Here is an 18,789-nt window from a genome sequence, read left to right as displayed (position 1 = left end):
GCTAGACCAATCTTGTTACATTTTTTTGCCCTTCACAAGATTACAACAACACGCCACTGCCGTATTATCAGAGTGTTAAAACACTAAAACGGAAGATAGCTATGCGATTATCAAAGACTTTAACGGCGATGGCCGTTGCTACAGTTCTGCTCGGCGGATGCCAGGCAACCGCACAACAAGCGTCAGCGAATAACGCTGCCACAGTTCAACAACAAAATTTACCTGATGTTGATATCAGCTACGAAACGTTCACCCTGGATAACGGTTTGCGTGTCGTCGTACATGAAGATCGTAAGGCTCCAATCGTTGCTGTCAACGTGTGGTACGGAGTTGGTTCAAAAGACGAAGTCGAAGGCCAAACCGGTTTCGCGCATTTGTTTGAACATTTAATGTTCAACGGCACTGAAAACTACGACGATGAGTACTTTGGCCCGTTTGAACGTGCCGGCGCGACCGACATGAACGGTACCACCAACAGCGACCGTACCAACTACTTCCAAAATGTTCCTACCCCTGCCCTCGATATGGCGCTATGGATGGAATCAGATCGTATGGGCCACTTACTTGGGGCAGTAACCCAAGACAAACTTGATGAACAACGTGGCGTAGTACAAAACGAAAAACGTCAGGGCGAAGCACAACCCTACGGCCGTGTGTTCGGTTACCTGGCAGAGCAAACTTTCCCTGAAGGCCATCCGTATTCTTGGTCGGTAATCGGTTCAATGGAAGACTTGAACGCCGCATCACTTGATGATGTCCATCAGTGGTTCAACGATTACTACGGCACCGCAAATGCGGTAGTGGTATTGGCTGGTGACATCGATGTCGAAACCGCCAAACAAAAAATGAACAAATATTTTGGTGATATAGCACCAGGTAAACCACTGAAAAAATTAAACAGCTGGGTAGCTAAGCGCGAAGGCACCAAACGTGCAACCATGGAAGACAACGTTCCAGCAGCACGCCTTTATAAGCTTTGGAACACCGCCGAAATGGGTACCGCCGACTCTGAGTATTTAGGGTTGTTGGTCGATATTCTAGCCAGCGGTAAGAACTCACGTCTTTATCAGCGGTTGGTTTATGATGAGCAAATCGCCAGCATGGTCTCAGGTTTTAACTACGACCGTGTGTTAGCAGGTCAATTCTTTATCATTGCCGATGCCAAACCCGGCGTTGACATGGATCGCATCGAAGCGATCATTGATGAAGAAGTTGCGAAAATCATTGCTCAAGGTCCAACTGCGGAAGAGTTAGCACGTACGAAATTCAGCACTGTTGCTGGATTCGTCCGCGGCGCGGAGCGCATTGGTGGTTTCGGCGGTAAATCAGATATTCTGGCAGCCGGTGAAGTCTACCACGGTGACCCAGGTTTCTATAAGCAATCTATGGACTACCTTGAAGCCGCAACGCCAGCGAAAGTGCAAGCTGCCGCAGAGCGTTGGTTGAGTGATGGAGCCTTTGTCTTAAACGTGGTTCCACAGCCAAATTACACCACCATTGAAGCACAAGCCGATCGCTCTAAGCTTCCAGAGGTTGGTGAACTGCCGCAACTTGATCTGCCACAACTGACCACCTTTACCCTATCAAACGGTTTAGAAGTTGCCTTAGCTGAGCGTCATGACGTACCTACCGTACAAATGCGCCTGGTTATCGACAGCGGCTATGCTGCAGATTTCGGTGGTAAAGTCGGTACCGCAAGTTACACCATGAGCATGTTGCGCGAAGGTACCACCTCACGTGATAGCCTTGAGTTGAGCAAAGAACTTGAATCTTTAGGTACCAACTTGTACGCCAGCGCTAGCCTTGATAGCTCAACGGTAAGCATGGATACCTTGGTGACTAATCTTCAACCAAGCTTAGACATTATGGCCGATGTGTTGATGAACCCTGCGTTCTCAGAAGAAGAAATTGAGCGTAAGCGTGGACTCTGGATTGAAAGCATCAAAAAAGAGAAGGCACAGCCTAGGTCGCAAGCCTTCCGCGTGCTACCACAGCTGATTTTCGGTGATAACCACGCCTATAGTGTGCCATTCACTGGCTCAGGTACCGAAGCATCGATTAACTCACTCACTCGTGCCGATTTGGTTGACCACGCTAACACTTGGTTACGTCCAGACATTTCACGGTTAGTGATCGTTGGCGCCACCACCGAAGCTGAAATCAAGCCATTGCTCGAACAATATTTTGGTGATTGGGAAAACCCTGCAGCCGCTGCACCAGAGAAGCAATTCACTGCAGTTGAGCCGCAGCAAGAAGTGCGTGTTTACCTTATCGATCAACCAGGTACGCCGCAGTCAACCATCATTGCTGGCCATCTAGCGCCATCAGGCAATGTTGATAACGCTGAAGCTATTGACGTGATGAACACCATTCTTGGTGGTAGTTTCACTAGCCGCCTGAACATGAACCTGCGGGAAGACAAAGGTTGGTCATACGGTGCACGTTCAAGCTGGTTCTCAGCTGATGAAGCCGGCATGTTACTGGCAACAGCGCCGGTTCAAACCGACAAAACCAAAGAATCGATTCAGGAGATCCTGAAAGAGTTCGAAGGTTACTTAGGTGCGAATCCGGCAACTGACGACGAGCTTGCGAAAGTAATTGCCAACAAGACCGCGAAATTGCCAGGTGCTTACGAAACCAAAGCAGCATTGCTTGGTTCTATCGTTAACACCTTAGAAAAAGGCAAGGACATGACTTGGTTGGAAAACTACGGCCAGCGCGTGCGCTCACTTGAAGTCGAAGGTATTCGTGACACTGCGGACGACGTGTTACGCCCTAACGCGTTGACATGGGTCATCATCGGCGACTTAAGCCTGATTGAAGACGACGTACGGTCGTTGAATCTCGGCACAGTCACTAAGTTGGACAGCGACGGTAACGCGCTGTAACACCAGTTTTTCATCTGTTTGAAAGCCGCTCCTCGTGAGCGGCTTTTTTTTGTTTTTTTGTATCAAAACCCTCAGGGTGTACCATAGTTATATGTCGTACTAACAAAATAAAAGGATAGTTTCATGGAAATGATGAAAACCCGAGCAGCGGTGGCGTGGGCACCTGGCGAGCCGTTGAGCGTTGAAGAAGTTGATTTAATGCCACCGCAAAAAGGTGAAGTTTTAGTCCGTATCGTTGCGACCGGCGTCTGCCATACCGATGCCTACACCTTATCTGGGGCGGACCCTGAAGGGGTATTCCCGGCGATACTTGGCCACGAAGGTGGCGGTATTGTTGAAGCTGTGGGCGAAGGCGTTACTTCAGTCGAAGTCGGCGACCATGTTATCCCGCTGTACACCCCGGAATGTGGCAAATGTAAGTTCTGTAAATCAGGCAAAACCAATTTGTGTCAAGCGATTCGTAGTACCCAGGGTAAAGGCTTGATGCCTGACGGTACCACGCGCTTTTCAAAAGACGGCAAGCCTATTTATCACTACATGGGCACCTCAACCTTTGCTGAACATACCGTAGTGCCAGAAATTGCGCTCGCCAAAGTCAGCAAAGAAGCACCACTTGAAGAAGTCTGCTTGCTGGGTTGTGGCGTTACCACCGGTATGGGCGCCGTGATGAATACCGCAAAAGTACAAGAAGGCGATACTGTTGCGGTCTTTGGGCTTGGTGGTATTGGTTTGTCAGTGATAATCGGAGCAGTTATGGCCAAGGCCAGCCGCATTATCGCTATTGATATCAACGAAAGTAAGTTCGATATCGCCCGCAAACTGGGTGCGACCGATTGTGTAAACCCCAAAGACTACGACCAGCCGATTCAAGAGGTTATTGTTGAAATGACCGATGGCGGGGTCGATTTCTCGTTCGAGTGTATTGGTAACGTGAAGGTGATGCGTTCGGCATTAGAGTGCTGTCACAAGGGTTGGGGTGAGTCAGTCATTATCGGCGTCGCCGGAGCTGGCGAAGAAATATCGACTCGCCCATTCCAATTGGTTACTGGGCGCGTATGGCGTGGTAGCGCATTCGGCGGGGTTAAAGGCCGTAGCCAATTACCCGACTACGTACAGCGCTACTTAGATGGTGAGTTTAAGCTAAGCACGTTCATTACCCATACCATGGGACTCGACGATATCAATAAAGCATTTGATTTGATGCACGAAGGTAAATCGATCCGCTCGGTCATTCATTTCGATAAATAAGACGGGACCTACTTATGCCGCAAGCAAACTTAAAGTTAGTGAGTAGTGTGCGCTGTTTTGAAGGCGAACAACGACGTTATGAACATGTCTCCGAAACACTAAACTGCACCATGCGATTTAGCATTTACCTGCCGCCGCAGGCACTGCGAAAAGATCGTGTTGCAGCGGTGCTGTGGTTATCAGGCCTCACCTGTAACGATGAAAACTTTAGCAGCAAAGCCGGCGCCCAACGAGTCGCCGCACAACTTGGCCTGGCGCTGATTATTCCAGACACTAGTCCACGCGGCGAAGAGGTAGCAGATGATGACGCGTACGACTTCGGACAAGGCGCAGGTTTTTATGTGAATGCTACCGAAGAACCCTGGGCCAGACATTATCAAATGTACGATTACATCACCAAAGAATTGCTCGATGTGGTAACCGACGCTCTCCCCCTGAATGGTCGCATCAGTATCAGTGGTCACTCCATGGGGGGGCATGGCGCCTTGGTTATGGCGCTGCGAGAAACCGATCGGTTCGCCAGTGTCTCGGCCTTTGCGCCAATCGCGCATCCCACCGAATGCCCGTGGGGCCATAAAGCCTTCGGCGGGTACCTAGGTTCGGATCGCGACCTGTGGCGTGAATACGATGCCGTCGAGCTGATCCGTAGTGGTAAAAAATGCCCTCCGTTACTGGTTGACCAAGGTGGCGCCGATAACTTTCTCGCTGAACAGTTAAACTTCTCTACGCTCAGGGCTACCGTCCAGGAACATCATCTTGTCGCTCATCTAAGGCTGCAAGAGGGCTATGACCATAGCTATTACTTCATCGCCAGTTTTATCGAAGAACACCTAAACTTTCATAAAACTTATTTAAAAAGTTAAAAGCTTGGTAATTTCTGTACTCCTTGCTATGTTTTTAACTAAATAGCGTCATTTTCTTGAAGCTATTTTGCGAAGGAGTACAGATAGTCATGTCACCGCGCCGTGCCGCTGCGTTCATAGCCATTATTTATCTAATATTGGGATTGGTTTGGATTCGTTTTTCTGATCAGTTTGCGCTGGCGCTTGCTGCCGACTCGAATTTGCTTACCGAATTACAAACCTTCAAAGGCTGGGCTTACGTTATTGTAACTACCGGCATCTTTTATTTTTTGTCCAAAACAGCACTAGATCGCGAACATAACTTATCGGAGCGAGATGGCTTAACGCGTTTACTTAACCGGCACATGTTCGCTCGCGAACTCAGTAGTGAGATTGAGTTCTGTCGGGAAAACGAGCAGACAATGGTTCTGATCGTGCTCAATTTAGATGGCTTCAAGCAATTAAACAGTACCGCGGGTAGTGACGTAGGCGATCGCTATCTGCAAAGCATTGCCGGCTTGTTGCGTGATCATTTCAAGCAACGGGTTTTGCTAGGCCGATTCGGTGGCGATGAGTTTGCGATTGCGATCCCTGCGGTTACCTGGCTGGATCAAGTTTTACCGCAAGCTCAACACCTACAACAGCTTATTCAAGCCCAAATTATTCCCGAACTGCCTGATTCGGCATTGTCTGCATGTTTTGGTATAGCGCGTTTTCCAGCTGACTCCAGTAACGCCGAACAGCTTATTGAGGCAGCACTTACCGCGCTGGAAGAGGCGAAGTCAATGGGGAGTAATCGCCTACGCCTTTATAAAAGCGAATACGGCGAGCATGCATCAAAACGAACTAAATTATTGTTTGACTTAAAAACTGCCATCGCTAACAAAAAACTTTCCATCGTTTATCAGCCTCAGTTTAACCTGACTGATCAGCGCATAAGCGGCGTCGAGGTATTGGCTCGCTGGCATCATCCTGAAGAAGGCTTCATTCCTCCTGACATCTTTATACCATTGGCAGAACAGCATGGGTTAATCTGTGCCATCACTGATTTCATAATGCCAACAGCAATACGTGAATTACTTCATGCGGACTTACTTTACGGATCCATTCCACGACTATCGTTTAATGTTTCAGCGGCTGATTTCAACACCAATACCAGTACGCAGCGTTTCTTACATAATTTAGCTGATTTACCTGGTGACTGGTCAGTGATTGAACTGGAGCTAACAGAAACTTCAGCCCTACTCAATCTGGAAGGTGTAAAAAATGTACTGAAAGTGCTTCGTGAACGTGGCGTTCAGGTTTCGTTAGACGATTTCGGCACTGGCTATTCGTCATTAAACACTCTGCGTTTGTTGCCAATTCAAGAGCTCAAAATTGACCAAAGCTTTGTCCGTGATCTCGCCAACAATGCGCACGATGCACGGCTGGTGAAAACCATTTTAGCAATGGCGAATGCCTTGCATTTACGCGTTGTTGCGGAAGGTGTCGAAAGTCAACAGCAGGCGCGTTATCTCCAACAACAAGGCTGTCAGGAAGTGCAAGGTTTTCTCTACGCAAAACCCATGGGGCTGCAATCACTGAAATCTTTCGTTCACAATATCAGAGCGTCAGCTGTTCAGTTGTAATTTGATTCTTACCCGCGCGCTTACTCTTATACATGGCATCATCAGCAATACGTAGAATGGCTTCAACAGTGCATTCCCCTACAGCAGCAAGTTGATTAACCAAAACAATCTCCCGCTGTTGATTGACAACGAGAGCGGCGTCAGGAATTATCTCAATAAGCTCGCTGAGATCGCGTTCATCTTTCATCATAGTAAGTTTGCGTTTTATGAGTCAATTGCCAAGCTTAATGGAACTATACACGAATGCATATAGCGTACAAAAAAGTTATTTTGGGAATTTTGGCGATAACCTTTTCCATTACTACCGCAGTTGCAGAACCAACAGCGCCGCCGTTAAGCGATCGCGCAATTCGGGTTTGGACGACCACCGATGGACTTCCTCATAATTCGGTCAATCACATCACCCAAGACAGCCAAGGATATCTTTGGATAGCAAGCTGGGAAGGACCAGTACGCTTCAATGGCCGCAGCTTCCAGTTATTCTCGCAAGCCACTGGCCTACCTGACCCAGGCTCACTTTATGTCGCTGAAAATCCATTTACCAAGCAAATCATTTCAACCGGAACACGTGGCGGCGTGAGCTATTTTCAAAGCTCACCGACTGGCGGTCATTGGCTACCGCAACCACGGGTATTTGACCGTGTCGATTACGCCCTGTTTACCGCCCCTAAATGTACCTGGTACGGAACTGTTAATACTGGAGTTATTCGTGAGTGCGATGGGACACGCACTCAGTATACCGAGACCGAAGGCTTACCCAGTGCTACGGTATTGGAACTGGAACAAGACCACCAAGGTCGAATTTGGGTCGGCACGGACGAAGGTGCAGCCTACTACGACGCCGGCCAAGATGTGTTTCGCACCCTTGAACAGCTTCCCAATGGTTATAGCTTCGGTATCGTTGCGGCACAAGATAAACAAATTTATGTGAGTCTTGACCGTGAGATCTTCGTTGTCGATTCCGAACAGCTTACCGTGAGTAAATGGCCAACACGCTATCCGAGTACCATTACCGAGCTTTATCAAGCTCCGGATGCAACTTTTTGGGTTGGCACGCACGAACACGGACTAACCAGGTTAACAGACGCAACACCGCAAATGATGTCAGTCGCAACCGGTCTGCCTAACAACCATATTTTGAGTATATTTATGGACCGGGAATATACCCTTTGGGTCGGCACCCACCGCGGCCTCGTGCAATTCCGACAAGCACAATTTCATAGTCATCGCGCGGAAGATGGTCTGGGTTATGACTATGTACGTGCGATTGCTGAAACTGCTGACGGGACTGTTCTGGTTGGCGGCTTAGGTGGGGTTAGACGTATTAAAAACGAGACAGTGCTACCTCTTGAAACGACCAGCAAAGTAATCAACGAAAGTATACTTAGTTTCGCTATCGACCGTGAAGAACGCCTGTACATTGGAACCTTCACCAATGGTCTCTACATTCTCGAGAATGGTCAGCAAATAGCGCATTATAATGAAATGAATGGTTTTCCCGGCAATGATATCCGAGGTTTATTACTCGCCAGCGACGGTTATTTGTATGCGGCAACGTCGGTTGGTGTCTTGCGCAGTCGAATCAATGCCGACGGAACCTTGCAGCCCCCTAATTATTTTGGTGCAGATGACGGACTGCCCGACGAAATCATTTACGCCATCCACGAGACGCATAACGGCGAGATCCTGATCGGCAGCATGCGCGGATTGTCGCGTCTGAACAATGGTCAAATTGAACGTATTGATGTCAGCTCAGTCAGTGACGCTGAGTTTATTTTTGGCTTTTACGAGAACACATCACACATTTACGTCGCCTCCGATCGTGGTTTGCTGGTACACACGAAAGGCAAAGACGTCTGGCAATTATTTGATGATGATAACGGTTTGCCAACGATTAAATTCTTTGATGTCACGCTCGATCACGAAGGCAATCTTTGGCTAGGTTCCGGACGGGGGTTGGTTTATATTGCTGCTAAAGATTTCGATATCGCACTTAATGATGATAACCCCGCCACACCGCTTCCTCACATTTTTTACGACAACCATCACGGCCTGGCCAGTGCACAAATTAATACCGGTGGTCCCCCCATGTTAGCCGCCAGAGATGGAGACCTTTGGGCAGCGACATCGCGTGGCATCGGCCACTACATTCCTGCACAAAGTGCTACTATTCGCCAAACACCACCACAGCCGGTCATTGAACAAGTTACGGCTGATGGTCGCGCCATTTCGCCAAACACCTATCTTGATGCCACCACCCGGCGCGTTGAGTTTCAGTTTGTTGGGTTAGGATACCAGTATCCTGAAAGCATTCGCTATCGTGTGCAACTAGCAGGCTATGACCAGGACTGGGTGGAGCCGACGAGGTCTCAGCTTAACGTGTCTTACACTGAGCTGCCGCCCCGAGCCTTTATTTTTCAGGTCCAGACAGCGTATCCAGATGGTGAATGGAGCGATGCCGCAACCTTTACTTTGCACAAACTTCCCACGCTTTGGCAGCGCCCGAGTATTTGGATTGCAGTCGGACTAACTTTGGTATTATTGTTCATTCTCGGTTTGAGACTGCGAGTCTATAGCGTTACCCGCAGCAAAGAACGGCTACAGCACCTGGTGCGTGAACAAACCAAGACATTGCAAAAATTAGCCCATCAAGACAGTCTCACCAAGCTCGCCAATCGCCGCGCCTTTGATGAGTTACTTCGACAAAAAGTCGCGCAACATGGGGGCCAACAGCCGTTAGCCCTAATATTGATGGATCTTGATCATTTCAAAGAAATAAATGACCGCTATTTGCACACTACAGGCGATCAAGTCCTTAGACGTGTCGCACTTATCATTCGCGAATCTGCCCGAGAAAGCGACATGATTGCCCGTTGGGGCGGTGAAGAGTTTGCCATTTTACTGTCTGGTGCACATGCAGCCAGTCTCGATACAATTTGTGAGCGCATTCGTAAGGCGATCATGCAAGCAGATTTACATGACTTAGTTAACAACCTTGTCGTCACCAGTAGTTTTGGCGGTGCCTCGTACATTCCCGGAGAAACTGCGGCAAGCCTTATCCGCCGTGCCGACAAAGCACTCTATAGTGCCAAGCATGAAGGCCGCAATCGCACTGAAATAGCACCATCAGACGAGTAAAGGAAAAATTTATTCATCCTAATCCGGAAGTGGGATCATTAACCGTAAAAGTTGAGGTTTACCTTCGCGAAACTGCACCAGAAAGACATCACCGTAATCCTGCTCGGTAAGATCTTCCACCTCAACCTTCAGGGCGCGGACAATTGCAGGAACCGTATTGCTATGGCCAACAACCAACACCGTCTGTTGCGCATCGCGCAACTGCCCGGCTAAGTTCGCACCACCTCCCGCGCCATAGGTCTCAACCTCTAAACCCAGCTGTTCTGCTAAGGGTTGCACGGTCTGCTCGGTACGTTTATAGGCGGTGCTGTAAATTGCCGAAATTTTCACTTTACTCAGCAATTCCGCTAGCGCCTGAGCACGACATTGCCCTTTCTCGCTAAGTGGGGGGTCACTCTCGGCAACCGCTTTTTCGGCATGTCTTACTACAATAATTGAAAAGTCCTGTGCCATGACTGAACTACTCCCAAAGACTCCAATACACATCAAGGTAGTTAAAATTAAAATGCGACTCATAAAGATTCACTTAATTTTTTTAATTGACACCATTTATTGGTGCGCCTAAGGTCTTAATGTTGTTCTACTTTTCTACTAATAACAAGGATAAAAACTATGGACCATCAAGGTTTTGATAGCTCAAGTACAGTCAGCGTAGGTGAATGGATGCTGACACTTCTGCTCACATTTATTCCAATTGTGAACCTTATTGCGCTAATCATTTGGGCTTTTTCAAGCGGCACCAAACCGTCAAAATCCAATTGGGCGAAAGCCACTTTATTGTGGATGCTTATTGCAATAGTGCTCGCTTTTATCTTTGCAATGCTTGGTTTTGGCGTCGGCATGATGGGTATGAATAGCTATTCCTAATGAGCTAATGAGGGCCTCTTGGCCCTCTTTTTAAACTGCGTTTTTCCGTTCAGATCGAGCACTTAAGCGCCCGGCTATCATTCGTCCAAAGAACACTGCTCACATCGTGCTTTGCCGGTAATCAATTTCGAGAGACGATTACGATGCTTAGCAAAGCTTAGATAGCCTTTATCGGCAAACCAACGTATTCCTGGCCACCTTAGTGGTGCAATCAGCCAACCACGACCCACCGCTGACCAGGCAGCATAAGTGACATCGAGTCCGTAAAGCATCTGACCATTTGACGCTTTACCATGCAGAATTTGATTAGCCTCAGCAACGTCAACTTCCGGAAAACGCTCGGCGAAATCCGCTGCCCAAATACTTTCAAACTGCAAATGCTTACCTTCGTCCAGCGATTTGAGGTGGCGCATTTCACGAACGCAAAGAGGGCAACCTCCATCGTAAAACAAAATTAATTTAGTAGACAACGTCTGACCCCCATTACGAACCTTCGTCGTTCGTTAGTAACTATCCCTAAATTTTAAAAGGTTATGTGTTGTAAACTTTGACCTTGATCAAGTTTTTGAGCCCACTTAGTTGAGATTTTCTTTTCGTAATTTTGCGACTACCATTGAGCATAGACTTAATTAAAAATTATCTCACGTCGACTCAAAACAATAAGGAAACTGCGATGCTGAAGGAGCTAAAATGGGGCGTATTATTTTCAGGCGCGATTTTGTTATGGTTGGTCATCGAACGCGTCGCTGGCTTACACGCTGAACATATTGAGTATCACCGTTACTTTACCAGCTTATTTGCCATTGTCGCGATTGTTATTTATGTGCTGGCATTACGTGATAAACGTGCATCATTGCCAAATCAAGAAATGCGCTGGGCGCAAGGTTTTGTTAGTGGGCTGATCATTGCCGTAGTTGTCGCCGTGTTGTCACCGCTACTACAAATTATTGCACATTACCTGATCTCACCTAATTTCTTCGCCAATATGCAGGCATTTACTATCAGTGAAGGCATGATGGAGCCAGCAACGGCGCGAGAGTACTTCTCGCTGCAATCCTACATAATTCAGTCGGTCATCGGCGCACTCATTATGGGGGTTATTACCAGCGCTCTCGTAGCTTTCTTTCTGCGTACGAAGAATAAAGACCCTAAGCGGCATACTACCTAACTGCCGCTTGGGTTGCACAACTTATCAAGCTACGCAACATTGGCGCTGCTCTACGCAGCAGCGCAGTTTAGCCAGCATTTCGTCATAGCCATGAGGTTTGATCACTGGTTGACGTAGCTGCGCGACCTTGTAGTTTCCCTGGTGAACCATAGTGCCGCGCGCAACACCGCTAAGTGCTTTTAAGAAGTCTTTTGAAAATTTCATCTCGTTCTCCAAATAAATGTTGGTTTGTGAAAGCAAGATAAGTATATTGTTTCCACAGATTATTATTAGATGGTAAATTGGAAACTTATTATTTCCATGTAGAAACAATGGTGAGTTAGATGCTTGAACGTTTTGCCGACATGGCGGTATTTGCCGCAATTATGCAGACCGGTAGCTTTACCCGCGCTGCGCAGCAACTAGAGCTATCAAAAAGCGCTGTGAGTAAAGCTATTGCGCGGCTGGAAGAGCAATTACAAACCAAACTTCTGATTCGCACTACCCGTAAACTCTCTCCCACGGTTGCTGGATTAGACTTTTACCAACATTGTCGCGAAATTGTGCAGGAAGCCGACCTTGCCTATGAACACATTGGCGCGATGCGTTCTACTCCGAGCGGTCGCGTGACCCTAACTGCACCCGTCAATTACGGTGCCACGCGCATCGCTCCATTAATGCCAGAACTGCTGAAACGTTATCCTGAAATCGATATTGATTTGCAATTAACCAATCGCGTGGTGGATCTGGTCGGTGAAAAGGTCGATATCGCTATTCGTTGCGGGGCATTGAAAGACTCCAACTTTTACTTTCGTAAAGTTGCTCCCTTGTCGATCGTGCTCGTGGGTTCGCGCAGTTACTTCGCTCAGCATCCAACGCCCAAACATCCTGATGAACTGAGTTATAAAGCGAGATTGCACCAGTGCATTACCGACAGTGCTAGGGTCACCGATAAGCAGTGGCGTTTTTTTAACGACGGCGAGCTGCTGCAGGTAACAGTGAATGGCCGTTTCGCAGTGTCCGATAACCGCGCCATGCGTGCCGCGCTGCTTGCAGATCTGGGGTTAGCTTATCTGCCCAGTTATTCATTGAACGAACTTATCAATAGCGGGGAGATTGAGACAGCCCTTGACGACTTTATGCCTCAGCCGGTACCTGTGCATCTGTTGTATCCCGAACGCAAATACACCACCGCTGCAGTAACGGTGGTGCTGGATTACTTACAAAATCGGTTGAGCTAACTGAGCTCGCTGAAGCGCTGGGCCAGACGGACTTCCATCCGCCGGATTTCCTTTCCGGTATGATTACGCCCAGTTTCCAGGAAAATCCAGATCTTGGTGGCAACCTGCGCGTTGAATACCAGAATCAGCAAAACTCCCCAAAACAGTTGCTCGTCTGCTGCTGCGGTGAAAAACTCATAACCCGTCCAAAAAATGAATACGGTTAAGACAATCGCCAGCAAATAAGCTACTTTCATGACCCAGCTGAAATTAGAAGTAAAACCAGCTTTTAAGTACCCTATTAGCCCAGAATCGTCCTTCATCAGCCGCTGTAATTCAGCGGACTGCTCGTTTAATTGTTGCTCAAACTTATCATCAGTTGCCATCTGTTAGTTCTCCTGTTCTGCTACCTGTTCCGCCAAATAATACGCTTTTAATTGATTCCGCGCCCGATGCAGTCGGGACTTCACCGTGCCATTTGGCACTTCAAGTAATAGGGCTATCGAGTTCACCTCAAGATCGTGCAAAGAATATAGTTCAATAACCTCGTTCACCGTTAGGTTCAGGGAAATTAATTGTTTTTAAGTAGCGTTCGCTACTGTCGACTGGTTAGAATCACATCGTCCAAGTTATAATCCATTCATATTGATTGCTGGCCGAGGAAAAGTTGTAATGACACGCTCAGTAATCCGATCACGAGGTACCTATGAGAGACATCGTTATTATCCATGAGAATGATGAATGGTTAGTTCCTCTGCGCGAGGAGTTTCGCCAGCGTGGGGTAACCGCCAACGAATGGTTTCTCGACAACGGTACAGTGCCCTTCACTGAGGTCCCCGCCGACGCGGTGTACTACAACCGCATGAGCGCATCGTCACACACCCGTGGGCATCGTTATGCGCCGGAGCTTACTAAGGCGGTGTTGACCTGGCTGGAAAGTAACCACAGAACTGTGGTCAACGATCGCCGGGTTTTGGCGTTAGAGGTTTGTAAATTATCCCAATACGCAGCTTTGCAGCAAGCTGGGTTGAACGTACCAAAAACGCATGCTGTGGTGGGTAAACAACAGTTAATTGCGGCCGCAGAGGAATTCAATCACTGGCCATTAATTGTTAAACCGAATCGCGGTGGCAAAGGCTTGGGTGTGCAACGCTTTGACGCAGTAACAGAGCTGGCGGCCTATCTCGAACGCGAAGATTTGGACGAACCATTAGATGGCACCTGGCTGTTACAAGAATACATCCAGCCGCGTGAACCCTTTATCACGCGCGCAGAATTTGTTGGTCAGCGTTTCTTATACACAGTACAAGTGAATACCGAAGATGGTTTCGAACTTTGTCCCGCCGACAACTGTTCGATCGAAGAGCAATTCTGCCCTACCGATCAACAGTCAAACAAGTTCACCATTACTCAGCGTTTTGACTAGCACGCCATTATTGACGCACTGGAAAACTTTCTGCACCAGACGGGTATCGATATTGCTGGCATCGAATTTATCGAAAATTCTCAGGGTAAATTATTTGTGTACGACGTGAATACCAACACCAACTATAATCAACCTGCGGAGCAGAGTGCCGCAGTGTCGAGCACAGGTATGGGGGCGTTAGCGGACTACCTCATTAAGTTGGCGTCAAAATAGCCCAAGGCTATTTTGACCAAGCTAACGTGCGAATAGTTTATCTTTTAAACGCCTGTTCGCCTTGCGTAGTTTCGCGGACATGGTGTTTTGCTTGTAACGTCCCTTTTCTTCATGGCGTATGACCGATACATTTTCTATTGGCCGCGGGGTTCCGTGGGTTCCAAGAACCCAACGAAATGCCCGGTCTTCATAGGTCTTTACCCACCGCTGCTGTGGAGTTTGGTAGCAACTGATGTGTTCACAATAGCCATACTTGCGGGCGATATCACCATGCACAATTTGTACGGCTCCGGTCGCTTTTTCATAACGATGTTTGTTGAGTTTCCACGGCACCAACACCGACAAATCAACGCCTGATTTGTTGTCAGAATTTAGCAATGAATGGTCTTTACAAAGCAATGCCGTACGTAAAACCTGTTCTGGAAAAACCAAAATAGAACGTTCTTTCGATAGCTGCTTCTGTAAAGAGGAACAGGTATTTTTACCAAAAATAACGTCGCAGTCGGTAAACCAAATCCAATCTGCTTTAGTCGTTTTTGCAGCTTTATTTCGGCCAATAGCGCGACGTAATAATTTGTTTTTTGGTAACGGCTGAAAATTCCAACGCACATTTTTGATTTCTTGTTGCTCAAAGTGCGCAATTAATTCAACGGTTTTGTCGTCTGACGTGTTGTAAAAGCCAGTATAAATGAGTTCAAAATCCGTTGGCGGATAATCAACCAAAGATTGCAATTGAAACGCAAGTAGATGAGAGTATTGCCAACAGTGCGACACAACTTCGAAAGATTTTAGCGGTCCAGGCTTGTTCTTTAAGGTTTGATGTTTAGGTGCTGGATAAAACCAACGCGCCGGCATATATCCCGACGCAGCAAACCTGAGAAGGAATTCTAAACTCGAATTAACCATTGTGGGTGTGCTCATTACTTCAGCCTTTTGAGTTTTATTATTATAGTATTAAGCTTCGGCGTTTGCCCTCCTACACTAGAGCAACTTGTCGTCACTGCAAAGAAAAAAATAAGTATAAAGGTACAATTGTGACTCTATTTTCGCTTCAGGCTATTCGCTACCATCTGCTACGCAAATACAAATCCATTGCCGGCACGGCGCTAAAACGTAATGCAGACAAACTCGTCGAATCACGCTGGACAGAAGTACATGGCGAGGTTCAACGACAACCGAATTCACTTAGTCATCGAACCCTGATGATCAATTTAACCTCATTTCCTGCCCGTTTTGCGACGCTTGACCTCACCTTAAAGTCACTTCTTCTGCAAAATACGCAATTTGACCAGCTCAACTTGTGGCTCTTCGAAGAAGATATTAAACAGCTACCCGACTCAGTGATTCGATTAACTAAATATGGTCTAACGATTTTACCCGTCGCTACCGACATACGTTCTTATAAGAAGCTCATTCCGGCGTTACACGAATATCCCACAGCATTTCACGTGACCGCTGATGACGATATTTACTACCGCGAGAACTGGTTGCAAGAGTTGACTCAGAGCTATGTGGGAAACGACACCGAAATTCTTTGTTGCCGCGCACATAGAATCAAGACAGACAATAACTCAGGACAGGTTTTACCTTATCGTAAGTGGCAGTCAAAAACTGAAGTTCGCGGGCCTGACCCCATGCTGTTTTTCACCAGTGGTGCCGGAGTTTTGTTCCCACCAGGGGCGCTTGCCGAACAAGCAACCGATAGCGAATTAGCCCAACAGCTAGCACCCTACGCCGATGACTTATGGTGGTACTTTATGGCGCGCATCAACCAAAGCACAATACGCCGCGTCGGCAACAACCCTAAGCTCATCACCTGGAAAGGCAGCAAGGGCGAGTCCCTGTGGACCCTCAATAAGCAAGCCGACGGCGGCAACGATCAACAATTCGCTCAGTTGAACGCTTATTTCAAAGTTTTTTCGTGAAGCCGGTTAAAACTCCAGGCAGATTTTACCGAAGTGTTTGCCGGCTTCTTCGTAGCGAAAGGCGTCAGCTAACTCTTCCAGCGCAAAAGACTTATCGATCACGGGTTTTACCCCGTTAGCTTCTAACGCGCGCACCAGCTCTTTTTGCTGCTCACTGCTTCCTACGATCAAGCCCTACAACCGAGCGTGCTTAGCCATCAGCTTCGCGGTCGAAACTTCACCTGCGCTGCCAGTCAACACCCCGATCAATGCAATATGTCCGCCAATAGCTACCGCATTGATGGATTGCGGTAATGTACCCGAACCTCTCCGGGACCAGGCTGACCCGGATCATCGATTTCGGTCACCTGGATATTATCCAGCCCAAATGGTTCTTTAAGTCGTAACGCTTTGATTTTGTCCGCCATAATCGCAATCCTTTTATTGAAGGGTGGGCATATTGCTAGTCTTTACCTATTGAGATTGGCACAAAAGTCGTGTTTTTAAAGTGGCGTGGAAATAAAAAGGTCCGCGCAGATTTCAAATAGCCAGCTAGACTTATTGATTATCTGAAAGCTAACTTTTGAACTCAGTAAAGGAGAATTTATGAAAACCCTTGGCTATGCAGCGCATTCAGCACAGGATGACTTAACTCCGTTTCATTTCGAGCGCCGCGATTTGCGCGACAATGACGTGGCAATTGAGATCCTGTACACCGGCATCTGTCACTCTGACCTCCATCAGCTGCGTAATGACTGGAAGATGAGTGAATATCCGATGGTCCCCGGCCACGAAATTGTCGGCAAGGTGATTGATGTCGGCAAAGACGTGAAAAACTATCAAGTAGGCGACAATGTCGCCGTTGGTTGCATGGTCGACAGCTGCCAGGAATGCGATCAGTGTGAACATGGTGACGAACAGTTCTGCCGCGAAGGCATGACGCAAACCTACAACAGCCCTGATCGAATCAACGGCAAGATAACCTACGGCGGCTACTCCAAGCACATCGTGGTGCGGGAAGAATTTGTGCTGTCGGTGTCAGATAAACTGGATATGAAACGCGCCGCACCTATTCTCTGTGCGGGGATCACCACCTTTGCGCCATTACGCGACTTTGAAGTAGAAGAAGGCAGCAGAGTTGGCGTAATCGGTCTTGGCGGTCTCGGCCACATGGCAGTGAAGTTAGCAAAAGCAATGGGCGCTAAGGTTACCGTACTGACCCATTCCGAGGGTAAGGTCGACACGGCCAGAGAAATGGGCGCAGACGACGTCGTCCTTTCCACTGATAAAGAGGCAATGGAAAGTGCTGCCAACAGTCTGGATCTCATTATCAATACGGTTCCGGTCAAACACGATTTAAACCCCTATATGCCGTTACTGGATGTCGGCGGGACATTGGTAGTAGTTGGTCAGGTTGGCCCTGTCGATGAACTGAATACCATGCCCATGGTATTCGGCAATCGCGGCGTTTCCGGCTCATTAATCGGCGGTATCCCCCGCACTCAGGAGGTACTCGACTTCTGCGCCGAACATGACATCCATCCGAAGTGCGAAATGATCCGCATGGATGAAATCAATGACGCCCTGAAGCGCCTGGAGAAAGGCGAAGTCGCACACCGGATTGTGATTGATATGTCGACTTTGGAGGCGGATTGAAGGTCTTCGGAAGCGGCAGGTTTGACCCGTACCAGAAGTACGGGCTACCGGGATACCGGTTGCAACCCGCAGGTATAAAAAAAGCCGCTCGGTTGAGCGGCTTTTTATCTGGAATTGGTGGAGCTGGCGGGAGTCTTATTTCAACAGTAAAACCCTGATAATAAAATTTTTTATATATAAACAACGGCTCTTGGAATACATAATGGAATACTAAAAATCGAGCTTAATGAATCAGCTATCTCCTTGTTCCTTATCCAGCTTTCTCTTGAGCCTCCTGGCTTTCTTTCCGAGCTTCTCACTTGACTTATTATAGTCATCGAGCTCACCTAGTAACCAATGCTTAGACAGTGATAGGTAAGCCCCCAAGCTTACCGTCTGACTCATGGTTAAAGATTACAGGATCAGATCAGTTATGAGTATTCAATGATCATGGAGCTAATTATGAACTTACCTACATGGGTTCTACCCCGTTATCTACAGCACTGGTTGACGGACTGTTAGTTGCCACCTTTATTACGCTTCTATTAACTCCGGCAATGCTCGCCTGGGACGGCCAAAGAAGGGAGAAAGCCAATTAAACATGACTACCCTGCACCAGTTTCTAAAATTCAA

20 protein-coding genes are annotated in these 18,789 nt (G+C 47.7%); 11 read left to right on the top strand and 9 right to left on the bottom strand.

Going from position 1 to position 18,789, the window contains the following annotated elements:
* The first annotated feature begins 101 nt into the window (after positions 1–101).
* The 4 genes from ACQ5ES_RS01045 (at position 102) to ACQ5ES_RS01030 (ending at position 6,606) form a co-directional block, all read left to right on the top strand.
* Entirely contained in the window at positions 102–2,888 is a 2,787-nt protein-coding gene (locus ACQ5ES_RS01045; protein WP_445014108.1) for a M16 family metallopeptidase, read from the top strand.
* 123 nt (positions 2,889–3,011) lie between these two features.
* Complete coding sequence (locus ACQ5ES_RS01040) at positions 3,012–4,136, top strand: S-(hydroxymethyl)glutathione dehydrogenase/class III alcohol dehydrogenase (RefSeq protein WP_445014107.1); 1,125 nt, start codon at positions 3,012–3,014, stop codon at positions 4,134–4,136.
* Between the two features lie 14 nt (positions 4,137–4,150).
* A complete protein-coding gene (gene fghA / locus ACQ5ES_RS01035) occupies positions 4,151–4,999 on the top strand; it encodes an S-formylglutathione hydrolase (protein ID WP_445014106.1) in 849 nt (282 codons plus the stop codon).
* Positions 5,000–5,088: 89 nt separating this feature from the next.
* Entirely contained in the window at positions 5,089–6,606 is a 1,518-nt protein-coding gene (locus ACQ5ES_RS01030) for a putative bifunctional diguanylate cyclase/phosphodiesterase (protein ID WP_445014105.1), read from the top strand.
* Here the strand turns inward: ACQ5ES_RS01030 and ACQ5ES_RS01025 are convergent.
* Complete coding sequence (locus ACQ5ES_RS01025; RefSeq protein ID WP_445014104.1) at positions 6,581–6,796, bottom strand: hypothetical protein; 216 nt, start codon at positions 6,794–6,796, stop codon at positions 6,581–6,583. The two genes, ACQ5ES_RS01030 and ACQ5ES_RS01025, sit on opposite strands and share 26 nt — an antisense overlap.
* Positions 6,797–6,849: 53 nt before the next feature.
* Here ACQ5ES_RS01025 and ACQ5ES_RS01020 point away from each other — a divergent pair, with 53 nt between their 5' ends.
* Positions 6,850–9,744 (top strand): ligand-binding sensor domain-containing diguanylate cyclase, encoded by a 2,895-nt coding sequence (locus tag ACQ5ES_RS01020; protein ID WP_445014103.1) that lies wholly within the window; start codon positions 6,850–6,852, stop codon positions 9,742–9,744.
* A gap of 18 nt (positions 9,745–9,762) precedes the next feature.
* On the opposite strand, the gene ACQ5ES_RS01015 is transcribed toward ACQ5ES_RS01020, so the two are convergent.
* Complete coding sequence (locus ACQ5ES_RS01015) at positions 9,763–10,197, bottom strand: SixA phosphatase family protein (RefSeq protein WP_445014102.1); 435 nt, start codon at positions 10,195–10,197, stop codon at positions 9,763–9,765.
* A gap of 159 nt (positions 10,198–10,356) precedes the next feature.
* Here ACQ5ES_RS01015 and ACQ5ES_RS01010 point away from each other — a divergent pair, with 159 nt between their 5' ends.
* Positions 10,357–10,611: a hypothetical protein gene (locus tag ACQ5ES_RS01010; RefSeq protein ID WP_445014101.1), complete on the top strand. Its 255-nt coding sequence runs from the start codon at positions 10,357–10,359 to the stop codon at positions 10,609–10,611.
* Between the two features lie 77 nt (positions 10,612–10,688).
* On the opposite strand, the gene ACQ5ES_RS01005 is transcribed toward ACQ5ES_RS01010, so the two are convergent.
* On the bottom strand, positions 10,689–11,081 hold the full coding sequence (locus ACQ5ES_RS01005; RefSeq protein ID WP_445014100.1) for a thiol-disulfide oxidoreductase DCC family protein: 393 nt from the start codon (positions 11,079–11,081) through the stop codon (positions 10,689–10,691).
* A gap of 203 nt (positions 11,082–11,284) precedes the next feature.
* On the opposite strand from ACQ5ES_RS01005, the gene ACQ5ES_RS01000 reads away from it, so the two are divergent.
* Entirely contained in the window at positions 11,285–11,779 is a 495-nt protein-coding gene (locus tag ACQ5ES_RS01000; protein ID WP_445014099.1) for a DUF4199 domain-containing protein, read from the top strand.
* Between the two features lie 24 nt (positions 11,780–11,803).
* Here the strand turns inward: ACQ5ES_RS01000 and ACQ5ES_RS00995 are convergent, their stop codons facing one another.
* Positions 11,804–11,983 (bottom strand): hypothetical protein, encoded by a 180-nt coding sequence (locus tag ACQ5ES_RS00995; protein WP_445014098.1) that lies wholly within the window; start codon positions 11,981–11,983, stop codon positions 11,804–11,806.
* Positions 11,984–12,102: 119 nt separating this feature from the next.
* On the opposite strand from ACQ5ES_RS00995, the gene ACQ5ES_RS00990 reads away from it, so the two are divergent.
* Positions 12,103–12,999, top strand: coding sequence for a LysR family transcriptional regulator (locus tag ACQ5ES_RS00990; RefSeq protein ID WP_445014097.1), 897 nt, complete (start codon positions 12,103–12,105; stop codon positions 12,997–12,999).
* Here the strand turns inward: ACQ5ES_RS00990 and ACQ5ES_RS00985 are convergent.
* Positions 12,996–13,364: a DUF6768 family protein gene (locus tag ACQ5ES_RS00985; protein WP_445014096.1), complete on the bottom strand. Its 369-nt coding sequence runs from the start codon at positions 13,362–13,364 to the stop codon at positions 12,996–12,998. The genes ACQ5ES_RS00990 and ACQ5ES_RS00985 overlap by 4 nt on opposite strands.
* Before the next feature lie 3 nt (positions 13,365–13,367).
* The gene (locus ACQ5ES_RS00980; protein ID WP_445014095.1) at positions 13,368–13,532 is read right to left on the bottom strand and encodes a sigma factor-like helix-turn-helix DNA-binding protein; all 165 of its coding nucleotides are present in this window, start codon (positions 13,530–13,532) and stop codon (positions 13,368–13,370) included.
* Between the two features lie 152 nt (positions 13,533–13,684).
* Between ACQ5ES_RS00980 and ACQ5ES_RS00975 the strand changes: the two genes are divergently transcribed.
* Complete coding sequence (locus ACQ5ES_RS00975; protein WP_445014094.1) at positions 13,685–14,404, top strand: ATP-grasp domain-containing protein; 720 nt, start codon at positions 13,685–13,687, stop codon at positions 14,402–14,404.
* A gap of 234 nt (positions 14,405–14,638) precedes the next feature.
* Here ACQ5ES_RS00975 and ACQ5ES_RS00970 read toward each other — a convergent pair whose 3' ends face one another.
* On the bottom strand, positions 14,639–15,538 hold the full coding sequence (locus ACQ5ES_RS00970) for a glycosyltransferase family 2 protein (RefSeq protein WP_445014093.1): 900 nt from the start codon (positions 15,536–15,538) through the stop codon (positions 14,639–14,641).
* 113 nt (positions 15,539–15,651) lie between these two features.
* Between ACQ5ES_RS00970 and ACQ5ES_RS00965 the strand changes: the two genes are divergently transcribed.
* Positions 15,652–16,542, top strand: coding sequence for a hypothetical protein (locus ACQ5ES_RS00965; RefSeq protein WP_445014092.1), 891 nt, complete (start codon positions 15,652–15,654; stop codon positions 16,540–16,542).
* A 6-nt stretch (positions 16,543–16,548) separates the two neighbouring features.
* On the opposite strand, the gene ACQ5ES_RS00960 is transcribed toward ACQ5ES_RS00965, so the two are convergent.
* Entirely contained in the window at positions 16,549–16,713 is a 165-nt protein-coding gene (locus tag ACQ5ES_RS00960) for a zinc-binding dehydrogenase (RefSeq protein ID WP_445014091.1), read from the bottom strand.
* A gap of 98 nt (positions 16,714–16,811) precedes the next feature.
* Entirely contained in the window at positions 16,812–16,949 is a 138-nt protein-coding gene (locus ACQ5ES_RS00955) for a hypothetical protein (RefSeq protein WP_445014090.1), read from the bottom strand.
* Positions 16,950–17,127: 178 nt separating this feature from the next.
* On the opposite strand from ACQ5ES_RS00955, the gene ACQ5ES_RS00950 reads away from it, so the two are divergent.
* Positions 17,128–18,177, top strand: a complete 1,050-nt coding sequence (locus ACQ5ES_RS00950) for an NAD(P)-dependent alcohol dehydrogenase (RefSeq protein WP_445014089.1) — start codon at positions 17,128–17,130, stop codon at positions 18,175–18,177.
* The last annotated feature ends 612 nt before the right edge of the window (positions 18,178–18,789 follow it).

This window comes from Pseudidiomarina xizangensis (assembly GCF_052541995.1).
The sequence above is the reverse complement of the archived record's forward strand: the minus strand, read 5'-3'. Positions and strand labels throughout refer to the sequence as shown.